Origin of the sequence: Saccharicrinis aurantiacus (assembly GCF_947489045.1) — a bacterium.
GTDB classification, from domain to species: Bacteria; Bacteroidota; Bacteroidia; order Bacteroidales; family Marinilabiliaceae; genus Saccharicrinis; species Saccharicrinis aurantiacus.
In genome coordinates this window covers 70764-89335 of record NZ_CANLCN010000021.1, presented here as the reverse complement: position 1 = coordinate 89335, position 18572 = coordinate 70764, and the positions used below count along the sequence as shown (strand labels likewise).

General features: G+C 36.0%; 16 protein-coding genes. 15 read left to right on the top strand and 1 reads right to left on the bottom strand.

Annotated features, from left to right (window positions below; all coding sequences use genetic code 11):
* Nucleotides 1-124: 124 nt before the first annotated feature.
* From QMO11_RS18825 to QMO11_RS18800, 6 genes are all read left to right on the top strand, one after another.
* On the top strand, nt 125-2314 hold the full coding sequence (locus QMO11_RS18825) for a peptidase domain-containing ABC transporter (protein ID WP_282039187.1): 2190 nt from the start codon (nt 125-127) through the stop codon (nt 2312-2314).
* Between the two features lie 4 nt (nt 2315-2318).
* Nucleotides 2319-3629, top strand: coding sequence for an HlyD family secretion protein (locus QMO11_RS18820; RefSeq protein ID WP_282039185.1), 1311 nt, complete (start codon nt 2319-2321; stop codon nt 3627-3629).
* 201 nt (nt 3630-3830) lie between these two features.
* The gene (locus QMO11_RS18815) at nt 3831-4064 is read left to right on the top strand and encodes a hypothetical protein (RefSeq protein WP_282039184.1); all 234 of its coding nucleotides are present in this window, start codon (nt 3831-3833) and stop codon (nt 4062-4064) included.
* A gap of 77 nt (nt 4065-4141) precedes the next feature.
* On the top strand, nt 4142-4615 hold the full coding sequence (locus tag QMO11_RS18810; protein WP_282039182.1) for a hypothetical protein: 474 nt from the start codon (nt 4142-4144) through the stop codon (nt 4613-4615).
* A gap of 974 nt (nt 4616-5589) precedes the next feature.
* On the top strand, nt 5590-6474 hold the full coding sequence (locus tag QMO11_RS18805) for a peptidase associated/transthyretin-like domain-containing protein (RefSeq protein ID WP_282039181.1): 885 nt from the start codon (nt 5590-5592) through the stop codon (nt 6472-6474).
* Nucleotides 6475-6514: 40 nt separating this feature from the next.
* The gene (locus QMO11_RS18800) at nt 6515-7822 is read left to right on the top strand and encodes a hypothetical protein (RefSeq protein ID WP_282039179.1); all 1308 of its coding nucleotides are present in this window, start codon (nt 6515-6517) and stop codon (nt 7820-7822) included.
* A gap of 66 nt (nt 7823-7888) precedes the next feature.
* On the opposite strand, the gene QMO11_RS18795 is transcribed toward QMO11_RS18800, so the two are convergent.
* Nucleotides 7889-9124 carry a type IX secretion system plug protein gene (locus QMO11_RS18795; RefSeq protein ID WP_282039177.1) on the bottom strand — a complete coding sequence of 412 codons (1236 nt, stop codon included), beginning with the start codon at nt 9122-9124 and terminating at the stop codon, nt 7889-7891.
* 215 nt (nt 9125-9339) lie between these two features.
* Between QMO11_RS18795 and QMO11_RS18790 the strand changes: the two genes are divergently transcribed.
* The 9 genes from QMO11_RS18790 (at nt 9340) to urtA (ending at nt 18514) form a co-directional block, all read left to right on the top strand.
* Complete coding sequence (locus tag QMO11_RS18790; protein ID WP_282039176.1) at nt 9340-10689, top strand: Na(+)-translocating NADH-quinone reductase subunit A; 1350 nt, start codon at nt 9340-9342, stop codon at nt 10687-10689.
* A 36-nt stretch (nt 10690-10725) separates the two neighbouring features.
* The gene (locus QMO11_RS18785; RefSeq protein WP_075601909.1) at nt 10726-11913 is read left to right on the top strand and encodes an NADH:ubiquinone reductase (Na(+)-transporting) subunit B; all 1188 of its coding nucleotides are present in this window, start codon (nt 10726-10728) and stop codon (nt 11911-11913) included.
* A gap of 12 nt (nt 11914-11925) precedes the next feature.
* The gene (nqrC, locus tag QMO11_RS18780) at nt 11926-12618 is read left to right on the top strand and encodes an NADH:ubiquinone reductase (Na(+)-transporting) subunit C (protein WP_075601910.1); all 693 of its coding nucleotides are present in this window, start codon (nt 11926-11928) and stop codon (nt 12616-12618) included.
* Nucleotides 12619-12630: 12 nt separating this feature from the next.
* On the top strand, nt 12631-13290 hold the full coding sequence (locus QMO11_RS18775) for an NADH:ubiquinone reductase (Na(+)-transporting) subunit D (protein WP_282039174.1): 660 nt from the start codon (nt 12631-12633) through the stop codon (nt 13288-13290).
* Nucleotides 13291-13315: 25 nt separating this feature from the next.
* Nucleotides 13316-13930 (top strand): NADH:ubiquinone reductase (Na(+)-transporting) subunit E, encoded by a 615-nt coding sequence (gene nqrE / locus QMO11_RS18770; protein ID WP_075601912.1) that lies wholly within the window; start codon nt 13316-13318, stop codon nt 13928-13930.
* A 24-nt stretch (nt 13931-13954) separates the two neighbouring features.
* Nucleotides 13955-15220 (top strand): NADH:ubiquinone reductase (Na(+)-transporting) subunit F, encoded by a 1266-nt coding sequence (gene nqrF, locus QMO11_RS18765; RefSeq protein WP_075601913.1) that lies wholly within the window; start codon nt 13955-13957, stop codon nt 15218-15220.
* 284 nt (nt 15221-15504) lie between these two features.
* On the top strand, nt 15505-15705 hold the full coding sequence (locus QMO11_RS18760) for a hypothetical protein (RefSeq protein WP_282039171.1): 201 nt from the start codon (nt 15505-15507) through the stop codon (nt 15703-15705).
* Nucleotides 15706-15935: 230 nt separating this feature from the next.
* Nucleotides 15936-17210, top strand: coding sequence for a hypothetical protein (locus tag QMO11_RS18755; RefSeq protein ID WP_282039170.1), 1275 nt, complete (start codon nt 15936-15938; stop codon nt 17208-17210).
* A gap of 29 nt (nt 17211-17239) precedes the next feature.
* Nucleotides 17240-18514 carry an urea ABC transporter substrate-binding protein gene (gene urtA, locus QMO11_RS18750; protein ID WP_075601916.1) on the top strand — a complete coding sequence of 425 codons (1275 nt, stop codon included), beginning with the start codon at nt 17240-17242 and terminating at the stop codon, nt 18512-18514.
* The last annotated feature ends 58 nt before the right edge of the window (nt 18515-18572 follow it).

Below are 18572 nucleotides of genomic sequence, written 5' to 3'. Positions count from 1 at the left end.
TACAAATAAAAATTAATTATGCTAATTTGCATCCAATACAAAAACAAACTTTGTTGCACTAGACCCTTGAATCCAAGGGGTTTATTTTCTGAGTATTCTATTTAACCTCATAAAATTTAAATGATTGAATAACTTAGAGTTTAAAATCCAACCAGATCAAATGGACTGTGGTCCTACTTGCCTCCAAATGATTGCACAATATCACGGTCGCTACTATAATTTAGAAACTTTACGTAAGCATAGCCATATAACGCGAGAGGGTGTTTCATTACTTGGAATCAGTGATGCAGCAGAGGCCATTGGTTTTCGAACAATGGGGGTAAAGGCAGAGCTTAAGCAATTAATAAATGAAGCTCCAGTGCCCTTTATCGCTCATTGGAATCAAGAACACTTTGTAGTAGTTTATAAAATAGAGAAGCATAAAGTTTGGGTGGCTGACCCTGCGCATGGTAAGGTAACCTACAGTAAAGACGAGTTTATCAAGTGTTGGTCGTCAACAGTGGATGGTGGAGAAGCTGTTGGAGTGTGTTTGCTGTTAGAGCCTACCCCAGAGTTTTACAATAGAGAGGAAGAGCCCTTAGATAAAAAGGGCTTTTCTTTTTTGTTTAAATACCTAAAGCCACACAAAAAGTTCTTGGTTCAACTGGTATTAGGCTTGTTGGTTGGGAGCTTATTACAACTGATATTCCCCTTTTTAACTCAGGCTATAGTTGATGTAGGTATCAATACACAAAACGTCAACTTTATTTACCTTATTTTGGCGGCTCAACTCATGCTTTTTATTAGCCGAATGAGTGTTGAATTTATCCGCTCTTGGATAATGCTACACATTAGCACACGTATTAATATCTCACTAATAAGTGATTTTTTAATCAAATTGATGCGTTTGCCCATTCGTTTTTTTGATACTAAAATGACTGGAGATCTAATTCAGCGTATCGAAGATCATTCGCGTATTGAGGATTTCCTAACTGGGCAAACCTTATCAGTACTCTTTTCAATGGTTAATCTCTTATTGTTTGGCGTAGTATTGGCCTATTATAACGTTCAAATATTTACGGTATTTTTAATTGGGAGTATACTTTATTTTGTTTGGGTTTATCTGTTCATGCACAAGCGACGTGATATTGATTACAATCGGTTTGCACAAATGTCATCAGAACAGAGTAATCTTATTCAGATGATAACGGGTATGCAAGAAATTAAGCTGAATAATTGCGAAAAGCAAAAGCGTTGGGAATGGGAGCGCATTCAGGCGCGCCTGTTCCGGGTTAACGTGCAAAGTTTATCCTTAAGTCAGTATCAGCAATTGGGAGGTTTGTTTTTTAATGAGATAAAGAATATTATCATAACTGTGCTTGCAGCTTTTGCTGTTGTTAAGGGAGAAATGACTTTGGGTATGATGCTCTCAGTACAGTATATATTGGGGCAGTTAAATAGCCCTATTGATCAAATGATCAGCTTTGTACATTCGGCACAAGATGCCAAAATTAGTTTAGAGCGTTTGGGCGAGATTCATAATAAGGAGGATGAAGAGGGAGCAGAAGCTGATCGTTTAACTGAGTTGCCAAGCAACAAAGATTTATCTATTAAAAACGTAAGTTTTCAGTATGAAGGACCACACTCACCCAAAGTGTTGGATGCTGTAAATATTCATATCCCTTCAAAAAAAGTAACCGCCATTGTTGGCACAAGTGGCAATGGTAAAACTACCTTAATTAAAATGCTATTGGGTTTCTATAATCCTACCAATGGTGAAATTAAAGTGGGCGATAATACGCTGGATAACTTTAACCAAGGATGGTGGCGTAGTAAGTGCGGTGTGGTAATGCAGGATGGTTTTATTTTTTCGGATACTATAGCTAAAAATATTGCGGTTAGTGATGAGTATGTAAATAAAGAGCGCTTGCTATATGCTGTGAAGGTTGCACATATACAAGAGTATATAGATGGACTCCCGCTAGGGTATAATACTAAGATAGGGCAGGAGGGTGTCGGTTTAAGCCAAGGCCAAAAGCAACGAATACTCATTGCTCGTGCTGTTTATAAAGATCCGGAGTATATATTCTTAGATGAGGCAACTAATGCATTGGATGCCAATAATGAGAAGATAATAATGGAGAACCTCGATCAGTTTTTTAAAGGGCGCACTGTTATTGTTGTGGCGCACCGTTTGAGTACCGTTAGAAATGCCGATCAGATTATTGTAATTGAAAAAGGTAAAATTGTTGAACAAGGGGTACATCATCAGTTAGTGGATAATTCAGGTGCTTATTTTAATTTGGTCAAGAATCAATTGGAGCTTGGAGGATAAGATTATGAAAGATCGTTTGAAAGTAAGCTCACAAGAAAAAGAGCAAATTCAGTTAAGAAGTGATGAAGTAAGAGAGATAATGGGACAAATTCCCAATAGAATTATACGTTATGGCATTTCTATAATAGCAGTAATTATTATCAGCTTTATCAGCTTTTCATTTGTATTTAAGTATCCTGAGGTGATAACAGGTTCGTTTTATATACAATCGGCCAATCCGCCTGCTTTTATGTTATCAGCTACCACAGGAAAATTAGAGTCTTTATTGGTAAGCGATTCTGATACTATTGAAGCGGGAAGGCTTTTGGCAATGATTGAGAATTCAACCAATATAGATGCATACCAAAAACTAAAAGTATTAATAGAGGAATATGATCAATATAGTGAAGTTTATATAGATAGTTTGTTTCCACCTATAAAGGAGCTTGGTAGTTTGCAATCAGCTTATGCCACACTAATTAAGGCAAGTAAAGGGCTTTATAATTTTACGAGTCTTGATTATCATCAACAAAAGATCGCATTACTTTTAAAAAATAAGGCAGAAACGAAACATCAGGTTGATTTGTATCAGCAACAGTTATACGATAACGCGAAGAGTTATAAATTAGCACTTTTAGAGTTTAAGAGAGACTCCTTCTTATATAGTACAAGTACCATTGCCATGGCTGAGTTTCAGAAATCAGAACGCACAAAAATAAATCAAAAGATAAGTTATACCAATGCACACCTTAATTTATCTAATGCACAATTAACTTTATCTGATCTCGAATCTCAAATTCTTGAACTTAGATTAAAAAAGACTCAGGAGCTAGAGAGTTTGCAGCTTAGTTTAATTCAGGCATTGGAGCAAATAAAAGGGCAGATGGCTGAGTGGGAAAAGCAATATTGTTTAATCAGTCCTATTAATGGTCGGATAGCTTTTTCAGGAGTGTGGGAGGAGAATCAGAATATCAGAACAGGGCAGCATGTTATGACTGTATTACCGCTTAAGCGCTCCAGGCTTGTGGCTAAACTTATAATTCCGGTAAATAAAGCAGGTAAGTTAAACCAAAAGCAAAAAGTAAATTTAAAGTTTACGGATTTTCCTTATCGCGAATATGGAATGGTTAATGCTAGCTTAGATGCCATATCAGAAGTGCCCGATTCGGCTTATGTGGGTACTGTATTCTTGAACGATTCGTTAATATCTAATTATGGTACCTTTCTTCCGTTCAAGCAAAATATGCAAGGAGTAGCTGAAATAATTACTGAAGATATTAGTGTTGCTGAGCGTATGGTATACCCTTTAAAAGCCATATTAAAGGAGCGCCTTTGATAAATGAACATAAAATCAGGATTAATTATTTTGATAATACTTAACAAAATATTATTATTGTGTTGCTTTACTAAACTAAACCAACTGTAGCCCAATTCTTTTGGTGTCTAATGCCAATTATATTTCAGTTTCTTTAGTAAAAGTAAAGTTTAAGCTATGCCAGTGCTAGCTCAATAATTGATTTTATTAAACTTTAACGAAATGAATTTCTTACAAAGAACTGCCCTATTAGAACGTATGCATCACCTAATACGACTAAACGCCACAGGTTCACCCAAACAATTTGCGCATATCATGGGCATAAGCGAGAGCTCTCTTTACGAACTACTTAAAATAGCAAAAGAACTGGGGGCAGATATTGAATTTTGTAATACGCGAGATAGTTACATCTATAAACTACCCGTTGAACTCCAATTTGGGTATACTCTGATTTAAATATTTTTTTTACTCCGTAAAAATCGGAGTAAGAATTACTATTCTTGTGAGTATTATAAACTCTTAAATTTTAAAATATGCAAGAAAATAATTTTGAATTACAAATTACAGAAGAAGAAAGCGGGCAAATAGATGCAGCATTTGAAACACTTAAAGGTATTTTAATGCCGAAGTTAAGGGTACTCGAAAAAAGCGAGAAAAAGGAATTATTACGCATGGGCGATAAGTCGGTAGCCTTTGTTGATAAAAGCTTAGAGATTGCAAAGCAAGACGCCACTTTATTGGGCTCATTTATTGATGTAAGCGCACTTGAAACGGATGTAGTAGCCATTAATACCCTGAGAAGTTACGAGTATCAGTTTAATGAGCTACTTTCTGCCATCGACGATTCTTATGCTTTGGCAGGACATGAGGCTTACAATGCCTCTTTAATGGTGTATAGCCTAATGAAAAATGCTGAAAAAATGGGCCACCCCGGTGCCAAAGAGAAAGTATCTGAGTTAAAAAAACGATTTCCGCGTACGCGTAGTAAAAATGCTAGCGAAGAGTAATAATACTCTTTAACCGATAGTCCTAGTTGGGGCTATTGGTTTATATTTTGTACTGCAATCAAAATATAATTTGTTACCATTAAATGAAAGTCTCACTTATTTAGCCCAAGCTGTATTAAAATTATCCCTTTATATTATTATTTCAGTCGAGGTTATATCTGAATTAATCCATTTGTAATAAAATAAACCGGCTGATGACCAATTAAGCTATAATTTCGCACGAAAATGGGATAAAGTTCTGGCAAAAAGCCAAACTTCTTTGTGATTATCAAACAATATCATGTAATGAAACAGAACTTTCAATTAATCGAGCCAGAATATATATTAATGCAGTTATATTATCTACAGAGATAGCCACAACGATGTATAAAAGAAATGCAACAGACTGATCGATTACGAAATTATCACTTATTCAAATTACAAAATGCTCCTCTTGTATCTGTTCTGAAATCAGGCATTTGAGGTTTTGTCATGCTTATTTTGTTTCTACTTATTTAACAATACCCAACAAGCCCATAACCAAATGAAATTTTTAAAATAAATTGAACGACTTGAACAAAGAGATCAACTCATCCGCCTAAAGGCAACTGGAGCTCCAAAAGAATTAGTTGCTAGCTTACATATGAGCGTAAGTAACCTTTACGAAACCTTAAAACCGTTGAAACAGCTCGGCGCAGAAATACATTACTGCAATATGTGCCAAAGTTATGTGTACGAAAAACAGTTTGTTCTGAGGATGGGTTTTCAGGAAGTAGGGTAGTTACTTATAGCTACTTATTGTAATTAGTAAAGTTGTATTTTACTATTGTGTTTATTATTGTAGTTTGAAATTTAGCATGCTACCAATGCTTTGTTATGTGGATTACAAATTAATTAGTAAGAGGGCAATTTTTTGAGGAGTATTACGATATTAATTAAGACAAAATAGAATTCCACAAACAACCTAAACAAGTCATGGTCTTATGCATATTTGTGTGTCTCTTTTATTAGAAAATAGAATCAGAATAGTATTGTTAATACTATTGTTTGTGGGTGCTTATGCAGAATTAAGGTCTCAAAAAAATATTGGGGTATTTGATGAAATGACTAAGCTACCAATCCCAAATGTAAATATTCAAGTTTTAGGTAAAAAAGTCGCATATACCTCTGATGTCAATGGTGAATTTGTTAGCTATGCCCATGATTCGGATAGTTTATTATTTTCAGTAATAGGTTTTGAAAGCACCACTTTGCTTGCGAACACAATTACAGATAGTATTTTTCTACTACCTATAAGTTATTCTATTTCAGAAATATTAATTACTACAGATAAAGGTGAGGAGCAAAAGATAGGTCGCTTAAATATGTCATTGTCAGGAAGCTATTTGAGTAATGGTACAGGCAAGTCTATAAAAGTAGCTAGATACTTTAAATTTGAAGACATGTTTATGACTACTCCATACCTAAAAAGAATTGAGGTATTAACCTTATCTAACCTCAAGAATGCCACCTTTAATATAAGATTGTATAATAATAATGAAGAGAATCCTGGGAGAATGATCTATAATCAAGCTATTATTGGAACAGCTAAAAAGGGAACGCGAAAAACAAAAGTTGATATTGAAGCATTACAAATCCCTTTTCCAAAGGAAGGGTTATTCGTAGCGATTGAGTGGTTATGTTTTGAGGAAAATATAGCAGCCGTAAGATATAGAAACAAAGGTTCTAAAATCAAACATATAAAATACAGCCACGAACCATCGTTTGCCTTGTATAAGAATGGAAAACATGGAGGTACATGGAATTATATAGATGGGCAATGGTATAAGTTTAATGATAACAGTAAAACCTTTCAAATGAAAATTATATTAGGTCAATAGTTTACAACTCGTTAAAAATGTAAGAAAGCAAAATACAATCATGGCACGATCTAAATCCAGACGTAAGAAAAAGAAAACACCGCCAGTAAAGCACAGTGTAAAAAATGCATCAAAACTAAAAGGAGAACGTTTAAAGTATCTACTTAAGGTAATTGATTGCGATATCCATAAGCATCTTAATAAAGTAGATTTGATAGCAGCTTATTTTAAGTGTTATGGATTTAATAGAATTATTGATGCTTCAGAAGGACGGATGCGCCAGGCTTTGGTCGGGTTTTTTAATAAGGCCATAAACCATGTGTTGCATGTAAAAAACATAAAGCTTACGCCAGATAATGAAGAGCGCTTTTCAATAGAGGACATTCTTATGGTGATAGGCTTGGTTGAGTATATTAACTACCCATCAAAATTGATGTCGGCCGAAAAAAATGAAACACTGAAGCGCTATTTGCCACAAATAGAAAAATATTTTAAAGACCTTGATTGGATTGTAGAATATATTGTGGAAAAACTAAACCTTGTGATGATGTATGTTAATGTGCCTACACAAAATATGTACTTCTTTGATTTAGGTATATGCCCTACCGGTAGTACCTCTAACAAGCACAAATTAGCATGGGATTGCTCAATAAACACCATTAAACCTCAAAAAATATACGTAAATATTGATCAAAAAAGCCGACCGGTATATCGCTTAGCCTGGGCACAAATTGGAGGTAATGGTGCAGTTGATAGTGTTAATGTTGATGTAAAACAACTAGGTAATCTTTACACAGGCAAACAAAAGCAATTGCCGGTTTATATACAATCACATGCCTACTGTCGTTTGCTCGAACGAAATAAACCCGCTGCTGTTAATTGGGTTAATCAAGATTTTTACCACAGTTTTCTGTTTAATTTCGAAGTAAGCATATACCGCGGAAAAGTCCTCTTTACCTTTGCAAACGGAACCACCAAGGTAGGTTATTTTGTCGGCGATATTATTGAGGATAAGGTTGTAATAAAAACTTTTCTGCTCATGTCGCACGCCAGTGTGCCCGAAGGTTGCAAGTTTCAGGAGCTTACAGGCCTATCTAAGTACGATGTGAATTATTGGAATATAGATAAGCTGAGTACTTTTGTTAATAACGATATGGATGAGGATAATGAACTATATCCTCACTTCGAGCAATCGGGTTTATTAACCCTGTTTAAGCTGCAAAGAGAACAGTACGAAGCCAACCCATATATAACCGTTGAAGATACACATGTTAATTGGGAGGCTGTTAATGCGTATATAAATAGTATTGAGAGCGAGGCGCATGACTCAGAGGAAATATTAGAAGAACTAGAACTTGGTATGGGGTAGGAGTATAAAAACCAAGTGCTTTGGGGCAAAGGTTTTTATACTTAGGTTTATTTTTAATATCAAACCCTAATTAACACTAGGCTTCAACGAATTGGTTTGTCTGATGCCCACAATTCTATCGTAGTTATCGCCAATGCTTCTATAATACATTATTATTAAATAATCGTTTTCCGTTTGGCCGTGCGACCCCTCAAAGGGTGCTACAGTGGCACTTCTGCTATCGTTGGCTTTATAGGCAAACATGTAATTGTAAAAACCTTGTTTTAGCATCATGTGCAATTCGTAGGTTTTCGTCATAAAGTTGTAGGTCATCTTACTGTTTTCGTTCATTTCCCAGTTACTCAAGCCACCAATCACATAAATGTCGCCACCTACCATGGGTTCACTGCGGGGCATGTTAAAGTGTACCATTACATAGTCCGCTTCCAATTCAGGGTCGCGGTCTTCTTGCACTTCAACAACATACCTTCCGTTAAAATCGTTTCTAAAAAAATAAGAGGCATCGTATAATATAGGGTCCGGAACCATTTCAACATGATAAAACGGATCATGAAAGGTAATATCCTTTATTCTATCGCTCTGAAAGCGTATACTTCTAATATCGAGCCATCGGTATTCGTTGCCGCCCTCAAACATTAATTCACGATTGTAATTGTATACCAACTCATTGTTTTTAATAAACTGAGGTTGAATATTCTCCAAGGCATTATCGCTGCGCTGATTTTGCATAATGGTCATTTTTACCTCCTGCAGCGGATTCGAAATACCAAAGTTTGGATGCTGTACAGTAACACTAATTTCCTGCATTGCCTTACGCAATTCTGCATTTACAGCATACTTCACTTGTGGGAATATATCAACGCGTTGTTCAACAACCATAAAACGCCATGTAAGCACAGGATGCTCCACATCAAAATCTTCATATATTTTAATAATGTAGTTGCCCGAGTAGCGTATTTTAAAATCATCATTCGGGAATTTAAGATTGTAATGTACGTAGTCAATGGAGGTATTAAATGAAAACTGATAGTCTAAAACTGGGTTCTGATTATTGCCAATAATGTATTCAGATTCCATTAACAGCGAAGGTTCCCAATTGGCATCGCACAGTTCAATAGAATAATTGTAGCTTTTGGTATCCGAATCTAATTCGTCAAACGATAGTTCAAGATTCTCATTTTTGTTTAAAGTTAAGATGGGGTAAGAGTGTGCCCAACCTTCTTTATGCAATTGAACGGTTCTAATATTGGTATTAAAAGCTTTGTTAGTTGCAACCTGACCAAAAGAGCAAAGCGGTGCCATGCAAAGGCAGAATATTGTAAATATAAAGTGTCGTATCATCTTATTTGTGAGTATAGTTGTGTGTCGAAAAATGGGAAATATTAATCATAATGGTAAATAACTAGTATAAAAAGTTCAAGTTTACAGAAAAATTTCTCTAATAGATGATTAATCTCAAGGTTAAGTTATAATTTATTGTATTTTTGCATCAAAATTTAAAAAACTTTTTTTCAAACATGTCAGACATAATTAGAATAAAAAGAGGTCTCGATATTCGGCTTTTAGGTAAGGCCGAAAAAGTTTTCGGTCAGCCCGAAACACCGGAACTCTTTGCTGTCAGACCAACTGAATTTCCAGGATTGGTTCCTAAGTTGGCGGTAAAGCCTGGCGACAAAGTTAAAGCAGGAACGCCCTTGTTTTATGACAAGTATCGTACCGATGTTAAGTTTGTTTCTCCAGTAAGTGGAGAAGTTCAGGTAGTGAACCGTGGAGAGCGAAGACGCATTTTAGAGGTAGTTGTTAAAAGCGACAATGCTAATTCAGCTGAGGATTTTGGTACTATCAACGTAGCATCAGCTAAACGCGAAGAGATTATTGAGAAATTACTAGCTTCAGGTCTTTGGCCATTTGTAAAACAACGTCCTTACAACGTAATTGCAAATCCGTCGGATACACCTAAAGCTATTTTTGTTTCAGCATTCGACTCGTCTCCTTTGGCTCCAGATTACGACTTTATAGTTGAAGGTCAGGAAAAAGAATTTCAAGCAGGTATCGAAGCTTTATCAAAATTAACAGAAGGATCTGTTAATATTGGGGTAAACAACGAAGCAGCATCAAAAGTCTTTACTTCGGTAAAAGGCGCTAAAGTAACTGCATTCGAAGGTCCTCACCCAGCAGGTAATGTAGGTGTGCAAATTCATCATGTTAGCCCTATTAACAAAGGTGAAGTAGTTTGGACAGTTCAGCCACAAGAAGTCATTTCTATTGGTAAATTAGTATTAGAAGGTGTTTATGATGCTTCACGTGTTATTGCATTAACTGGTTCTGAGCTTGATAAAACTTGTTACATCAAAACTAAAGTTGGCGCTAACATCAAAAACTATGTTGATGGTAACGTTAAAGAAGGTAATCTTCGTTACATCAGTGGTAATGTATTAACTGGTGAAAACATTGGTGCTGATGGTTATTTAGGATCATATGCTTCTCAAATTACAGTAATCCCTGAAGGTGATGTAGCTGAGTTTATGGGATGGGCTGCTCCTGGATTAAACAAGTTTAGCGTTTCTCGTACTTTCTTTACTTGGTTATGCGGTAAAAAAGAGTTCCAACTCAACGCAAACTTAAACGGAGGTCGTAGAGCAATCATTATGTCTGGTCAATACGATAAAGTATTACCAATGGATATTCTTCCAGAATTCTTATTAAAAGCAATTCTTACTGAGGATATTGATAAGATGGAGCAATTAGGAATTTACGAATTAGCTGAAGAAGATTTAGCACTTTGTGAATTTGTTTGTACTTCAAAAACTGAAGTTCAAAAAATACTTCGTCAGGGTATTGATTTGATGATTAAAGAAATGAGCTAGCTCATTTAATAGATTTGTAAAATATTAATAATCATAATGAAAGCATTAAGAAATTTTTTAGATAATATCAAACCCAACTTTGAAAAAGGTGGGAAGTTTGAAAAGTTACACTCTACATTCGATGCTTTTGAAACCTTATTATTTGTACCAGATCACACTTCAAAGAGTGGTACGCACATTCACGATGGTATTGATTCGAAAAGAACAATGGCAATGGTGGTATTGGCGTTAGTACCTGCTTTGTTGTTTGGTATATATAATACAGGATTTCAACATTTCTTAGCGTTAGGTACAGAAGCTTCCTTTTGGGAGATGATTGGTTATGGAGCATTAAAAGTGCTTCCGCTAGTTATTGTTTCTTACGGTGTAGGACTTGGAGTAGAGTTTATGTTTGCGCAAATTCGCGGACATGAGGTACAAGAGGGATTCCTGGTATCAGGTATGTTAATTCCTTTAATTGTACCAGCCGACATTCCTTTATGGATGGTGGCTGTAGCAACTGTTTTTGCAGTAGTAATTGGTAAAGAGGTTTTTGGTGGTACAGGTATGAATATCTGGAATCCAGCATTAATTGCTCGTGCCTTTTTATTCTTTGCATATCCGTCAAAAATGTCTGGTGACCTTATTTGGGTTTCAGGTATGAGTAAAGGCGAAGGTATTGTAGATGGTTTTTCTGGAGCAACTGCTTTAGGTGAAGCTGCAGTACTTAAGTCAGGAGAAGGTTTAGGAAGATTAGCAGATGGTGGCGCTTACGATCTTTGGAATAGTTTTATCGGACTAATACCAGGGTCAATTGGCGAAACTAGTACATTGGCTATTTTATTGGGTGCTGTAATATTATTAATTACAGGTATTGCCAACTGGAAAATTATGCTCAGCGTATTTGCTGGTGGTTACATCATGGCATTAGGGTTTAATGCTATTGGAGTTAACGAATTAATGAATGTACCTGCACTACACCAATTGTGTTTAGGTGGATTTGCTTTCGGTGCTGTATTTATGGCTACTGATCCTGTATCAGGAGCAAGAACAGAACAAGGTAAATGGATTTATGGATTCTTAATTGGAGTATTCGCAATTCTTATTCGCGTATTCAATCCAGCGTATCCAGAGGGTGTTATGTTAGCAATATTGTTAATGAATACTTTTGCTCCATTAATTGACCACGGGTTCGTTCAAAGTAATATTAAACGCCGTTTAAAAAGGGCTAAGGTTAACGCTTAATCAAATAATAAGATGAATAAACAAGGAAATACATATACATTTCTGTATGCATCGATTATGGTAATTGTTGTTGCCGCAGTATTAGCGTTTGTGTCGGAGACACTAAAGCCAATGCAGAACAAGAACGTTGAAGTTGCCAAAAAAATCGATATCCTAAAATCAGTAGGAATCGAGAGTGATGCAAAAACAGCAGAAGACTTATATGCCAAAAGTATTGTTGCTACTAAAGTAATTAATATGAGTGGCGAAGAGGTAAATGGCGTAGATGCTTTTACTGTAGACTTAAGCAAAGAGGTACGTAAAGAACCAAAAGATAGAAACTACCCACTTTATGTGTGTAAAACTACTGATGGTGAAAAAATGATTATTCCATTACGCGGTGTTGGTCTTTGGGGACCAGTTTGGGGATATATTTCTTTAGATAGCGATGGAAATACTGTTTACGGAGCTGTATTTGATCACAAAGGAGAAACGCCAGGTTTAGGTGCTGAAATCTCTAAAGAGTTTTTTCAAACACCTTTTAAGGGCAAAACGATCTTTGATAAATCGGGTAGCTTTACTTCAATTAAAGTACTTAAGGGAACTAATTCTGAAGGTAATCCTCATGCAGTAGATGCAATATCAGGTGGTACTATTACAAGTAATGGTGTTTCTGATATGTTAGATGAATGCCTGAGAGGGTACGAAAAGTATTTAAAAAAATAAAACGGTTATATTATGAGCGATAAGGAACCTTTGTTTTCCGCTAAAAACCGAAAACTTATAACAAATCCATTAAATGCTCAAAACCCGATTACAATTCAGGTTTTAGGTATTTGTTCGGCTTTGGCAGTAACGGCTAAATTAGAGCCAGCTATTGTAATGTCTATTTCGGTAATGTTTGTGTTGGTATTTGCCAACCTTTTGATTTCTCTTTTACGTAACACTATTCCATCTCGAATTCGTATTATCGTTCAGTTGGTAGTTGTTGCTGCTCTTGTAATTTTAGTTGACCAAATACTAAAAGCTTTCGCTTACGAAGTAAGTAAGCAGTTATCGGTATTTGTAGGTCTTATTATTACAAACTGTATTATCATGGGTCGTTTAGAGGCTTTTGCTTTAGGTAACAAACCTTGGCAATCGGTTTTAGATGGTGTGGGTAATGCAGCTGGTTACGGTGTAATTTTAATTATTGTAGCTTTCTTCCGTGAGTTATTAGGCTCAGGTACTTTAACACTACCTGGATTAGGAACTTTACAGATTATTCCTGAAGCGTTTTACGAATTAGGATATGTTAACAATGGTTTTATGATTTTGCCTCCAATGGCCCTAATTACTGTTGGTATCATTATCTGGGTTCAGCGTTCACGTAATAACGATTTGATTGAATCAAATTAATTGTAAACCAGAAAAACAGATTTAAATGGATATTTTAAATACATTCATCAAGTCCATCTTTATTGATAATATGGTATTTGCTTACTTCCTAGGTATGTGTTCATACTTGGCAGTATCAAAAACTGTAAAAACATCTTTTGGACTTGGTTTAGCCGTAGTTTTCGTACTACTTATTACAGTTCCTGTAGATTGGCTTTTAGATAAGTATGTACTTTCAGAAGGTGCTTTATCTTGGTTAGGTGAAGGATTTGCAAGCGTAGATCTTAGCTTCTTAAGCTTTATCATGTTTATTGCCATTATTGCATCCATGGTGCAGCTGGTTGAAATGATAGTTGAGAAATTTGCTCCCGCATTATATAGTCAGTTAGGTATATTCTTACCTCTTATTGCTGTAAACTGTGCAATCTTAGGTGGATCTTTATTTATGCAAGAGCGTCAATACGAAACATTATCAGAAGCTACAGCCTTCGGTTTAGGTTCAGGTATCGGTTGGTTATTGGCAATTGTGGGTATTGCTGCAATTCGCGAAAAATTAAAGTACTCTGATGTACCAGCTCCATTAAGAGGTTTGGGTATTACGTTTATCGTAACCGGACTAATGGGTATTGCATTCATGAGTTTTATGGGAATTAAGTTATAACCTGCAAACTAAAGAAATATAAAAATGAATATGATATTATTAGCTAGTCAGGGTACAGTAATTACTACCAGTGTGGTAGTTTTCTTACTGGTTATTCTTCTGTTAGTGTCTATACTTTCGTATGTAAAACAAAAGTTAACACCAGCAGGAACCGTAACTATCGATATTAATGGTGGGGAGCAAGCCTTAGAGGTATCTCCAGGTCAAACATTATTATCTGCATTAGGTGACAATAAAATCTTCTTACCATCCGCTTGTGGTGGTGGTGGTACATGTGCTATGTGTCGCTGTCAGGTTACTGAAGGAGCAGGTTCTATTTTGCCAACTGAAACAGGATATTTTTCTCGTAAAGAGCAAGCCAACAACTGGCGTTTATCTTGTCAGGTAAAAGTAAAAGAAGATATGAAAATGGAAATCCCACAAGAAATTCTTGGTATCAAGAAGTGGGAGTGTACTGTTGTATCAAACGATAACGTTGCTACTTACATTAAGGAGTTTGTTGTTAAATTGCCTGATGGCGAAACATTAGACTTTAAATCGGGTGGATATATCCAAATTGATGTACCTAAAATCACAGTTGATTTTAAGGATATGATCATCGGTGAGGAATACAAAGCTGAGTACGAGCAGTATGGTATTTTCGACTTACAAATGGTAAACCCAGAGGAAACATTCCGTGCTTACTCTATGGCTAACCACCCTGCAGAGGGTAACATTGTAATGTTGAACATTCGTATTGCAACACCTCCTTTTGATAGAGTAAATGGCGGATTTATGAAAGTAAACCCAGGTGTTTGTTCTTCATATATCTTCTCGCGTAAGCCAGGCGATAAAGTAGTTGTTTCAGGTCCTTACGGAGAGTTCTTTATTAAAGAAACTGAACGTGAGATGATGTTTATTGGTGGTGGTGCTGGTATGGCGCCAATGCGTTCACACATCTTCCACTTATTCCACACATTAGAAACTGGCCGTAAGGCTACATTCTGGTATGGTGCTCGTTCTAAGAAAGAGATTTTCTACCAAGATCAATTTGAAGCTATCGAGAAGAAATTCCCGAACTTTAAGTTTAAAATAGCTTTAAGTGATCCTCAACCAGAAGATAACTGGGAAGGTTCAACAGGCTTTATTCACCAGGTTATTAACGATGAGTATCTAAGTAAGCACGAGGAGCCAGAGGATATTGAATATTATCTTTGTGGACCTCCAATGATGAATGATGCAGTTAATAAAATGCTTTATGATTTAGGGGTACCTGATGAAATGATTGCATTTGATGATTTTGGTTCTTAATTTGAAACAGATCATATAATATATAAGCCAGCTAGAAGCCATTCTAGCTGGCTTTTTCGTTTTATAAGGTAATTATAGGCAATGCCTAGTTATGGCTTAATATCTACTGTATTGGCTAGGTTCGTTTGTGTTACCTCACAGTGTAAACTATTCTTTAAATAACACTGGTTATTACTGCTTCTATTAACTATGCGTAATTTGCAGTTATAATATACTTACGTATTTAATTGTGCTTTTATTAGATCTTATTATTTTTGCCTTTTTAAATAAAAAAACATCGTGTTATGAAAATGAAAAAGTATTTGTTAAGTCTGATTGCTTTATTGGCATCAACTATAAGTTGTTTTGCCCACCCGGGGCACCATCACGAAGAATCGTTGATGTACTTAGTACAACATAATTTGGCAACTATTTTAATTCCTGTTGGAGTTGTAGTGGCAATTGGAGCCTATTTTTTATACAGAAAGACAAGAAAGGCAGAGTAAAATACATTAACACTATTTTAAGCAGGTGTTAAACTATTAACGTCTGCTTTTTTTTGTTTGTACGCTTCACTTCACAGGGGGTTGTGTTGTTGTAAATGCATATTTTAATATTAAGTAATGTTAAAAAAGGGGGTTGTTTTAATAATTCTTGAATATTTGTTTGGTGGTTTAAATTAAGTACGTAGTTTTGTATACGTAAGTAATGAGTAAATAAACCACAAACATATATTATGAAAACATCAAGCTTATTTTTAACGGCAGCGCTTTTAAGTGCTAGCCTATGCTTACGGGCCGAAGAGGAACCAAAAGTGAAATTCAATCAAGATCAAAGTCTACTTAAGAGTGCTGCTCCTGCTGGAGTAGAGGAGGCTAAGGTGTCAGAGGAGGCTTTTAAACCATCTGTTTCGGTTGGTGGTATTATTCACATGTTTGCCAGTTCTCAACAAAAGGGTTACAATCCTTTTAGTGGATCTTCTGCTGTTGAAAATGGTAGTGATTGGAATAATGGTTTCCAAATATTACGTAGTAGAATTATGCTAGGGGCTCAGTTAACCGAAAAGGCAAACTTTTTTATGGAAACAGAAATTCCATTGGGTTCTTTGTCTGGCGTTCAGGGGCAAGACAAAAATATTCCTTCCATGCCTACTATTCTCGATTGTCAGTTTGAGTACGTGTTTAACCCTGCCTTTAGCGTTATAGCCGGACAACAATTGGTTGCACATAACCGCAATGGCTTACAGGGTGCTGCTGGTTTATTAGCCAACGATTTTACTTACTACCAGTATCCGCATAATATGTTTCAATCTGATCCTCTGCAAAATTATTATGGTAGAGATTTAGGGGTAAACTTTAGAGGTATAGTATTAAACGATAAATTAGAATATCGTTTGGGTTTCTTCGCAGGTCGTACTCAGTTCGAAGGTGAAGATTCATCTCCTTTACGTACGGTTGGTCGTTTGGTATATAATATATTTGATGCCGATAAAAACTTCTACTATAACGGAACTAACCTTGGTGAGGGTAAAACTTTATCTATTGGTGCTGGGTTCGATACCCAAGGTACCTATAGTGCAATTGGTGCAGATGTATTTGCTGATATGCCAGCGGGCGATGCGGGTTCTTTTACGGTTAATGGTGCCTTTTCGCATATCACAGGCGGTAACGATCCTGAAGCTAAATATAGCTTTTCTGGTATGATACCTACGCAAAATACCCAATTACTTGAGGCAGGATATTACTTTAAGAAAACAAAACTACAACCTTACGTACGTTACGAGCGTCAGGCATATGCTTCAGAAGACAAGCAAGTATTAGATACAGAGTCTTTTGATAAATATAACTCAAACACAGTATTGGGCGCAGGTGTAAACTACTGGTTCAATAGTTATAATACCAACTTACGTGCTTCTTATACAACTACAAAAAGCGATTACTTAGTTGATGGTTCAGATAAGTCGGAAACTTATGGTCAGTTTTGGTTGCAAGTTCAAATATTCATCTTTTAGATAAACCCTCACTTTAAAAATATATCATTATGAAATTATTATCAAAGAAAACAATTTCTGCTGTACTAGGTATGGCTACTATGGGCGCATTATTATTTACTAGTTGTGCGGGCGGTTCATCTTCTAAAAAAAGTGAATCGAGTGATGATGTGATTAAAATGGGAATATTACATTCCTTAAGTGGTACAATGGCTATTTCAGAAGTATCGTTAAAGGATGTTGCCATGATGGCCATCGACGAAATTAATGCTGATGGTGGTATTTTAGGAAAGCAAATAGAGCCTGTAATAGTTGATCCGGCATCGGATTGGGATATGTTTGCAGAGAAAGCAAAAGAGTTGTTAGCCAAAGATAAAGTAGATGTTACTTTTGGTTGTTGGACTTCAGTATCACGTAAGTCGGTATTGCCTGTTTACGAAGAGTACAAAGGTTTATTGTTTTACCAAGTTCAGTACGAAGGTCAAGAGCAATCGCCAAACATTATTTATACAGGAGCAACGCCAAATCAGCAATTGATTCCTGCTGCTGAGTACTTAATGAGTGAAGATGGTGGTGACTACAAGAAGTTTTATTTATTAGGAACTGATTATGTATTTCCGCGTACAGCCAACTTAATTTTAAAAAATTACTTATTGGCAATGGGCGTTCCTGCTGCTAATATTATTGAAGAATATACACCGTTCCACCACCAAGATTATCAAACTATTGTTTCTAAAATTAAAAAGTTTGCTGCTGAGGGTGATGCTTGTGTGTTAAGTACAATTAATGGTGATAGTAATGTGCCATTTTATAAAGAATTTGCCAACCAAGGTTTATCAGCATCAACTTGTCCTATTATGGCGTTCTCTGTTGCTGAGGATGAATTAAGAGCAATGGATACCGAGTTTTTAACAGGTCACTTAGCTGCTTGGAATTATTACGAGTCGATTAAAACACCAGAGAACTTTAAGTTTGTTGAGAAATTTAAAAAGTATTGCGAGTCTAAAGGTTTACCGGGAGGAATTGATAGAGTAACTGATGATCCTATTCACTGGACCTATACTGCGGTTTATTTGTATAAAAAAGCGGTTGAAAAAGCCGGAACTACAGATGTTGAGAAAGTGATTGAAGCTTTATCAGGATTAGAGTATCAATCGCCAGGAGGCTTAGTAAAAATGGATGCTGCTAATCATCACTTGGCGAAGCCTGTATTAATTGGTGAGATTAGAGCTGATGGTCAGTTTGATATCATCTCTGAAACGGAAGGATTAATTAATCCAGAGCCTTTTAGCCAATATGCAAAACAAGATATTGCGCAAAATTAAATAGGTAACATAAGGGAGAAGCTACTTTGATTTCTGGTAATAGTCAAAGTAGCTTCTT

Coding starts and splice junctions, on each gene's coding strand:
- QMO11_RS18820 (WP_282039185.1), top strand. CDS start 2,319: ATGAAAGATCGTTTGAAAGTAAGCTCACAAGAAAAAGAGCAAATTCAG.
- QMO11_RS18815 (WP_282039184.1), top strand. CDS start 3,831: ATGAATTTCTTACAAAGAACTGCCCTATTAGAACGTATGCATCACCTA.
- QMO11_RS18810 (WP_282039182.1), top strand. CDS start 4,142: ATGCAAGAAAATAATTTTGAATTACAAATTACAGAAGAAGAAAGCGGG.
- QMO11_RS18800 (WP_282039179.1), top strand. CDS start 6,515: ATGGCACGATCTAAATCCAGACGTAAGAAAAAGAAAACACCGCCAGTA.
- QMO11_RS18795 (WP_282039177.1), bottom strand. CDS start 9,124: ATGGCACCGCTTTGCTCTTTTGGTCAGGTTGCAACTAACAAAGCTTTT.
- QMO11_RS18790 (WP_282039176.1), top strand. CDS start 9,340: ATGTCAGACATAATTAGAATAAAAAGAGGTCTCGATATTCGGCTTTTA.
- QMO11_RS18785 (WP_075601909.1), top strand. CDS start 10,726: ATGAAAGCATTAAGAAATTTTTTAGATAATATCAAACCCAACTTTGAA.
- nqrC (WP_075601910.1), top strand. CDS start 11,926: ATGAATAAACAAGGAAATACATATACATTTCTGTATGCATCGATTATG.
- QMO11_RS18775 (WP_282039174.1), top strand. CDS start 12,631: ATGAGCGATAAGGAACCTTTGTTTTCCGCTAAAAACCGAAAACTTATA.
- nqrE (WP_075601912.1), top strand. CDS start 13,316: ATGGATATTTTAAATACATTCATCAAGTCCATCTTTATTGATAATATG.
- nqrF (WP_075601913.1), top strand. CDS start 13,955: ATGAATATGATATTATTAGCTAGTCAGGGTACAGTAATTACTACCAGT.
- QMO11_RS18760 (WP_282039171.1), top strand. CDS start 15,505: ATGAAAATGAAAAAGTATTTGTTAAGTCTGATTGCTTTATTGGCATCA.
- QMO11_RS18755 (WP_282039170.1), top strand. CDS start 15,936: ATGAAAACATCAAGCTTATTTTTAACGGCAGCGCTTTTAAGTGCTAGC.
- urtA (WP_075601916.1), top strand. CDS start 17,240: ATGAAATTATTATCAAAGAAAACAATTTCTGCTGTACTAGGTATGGCT.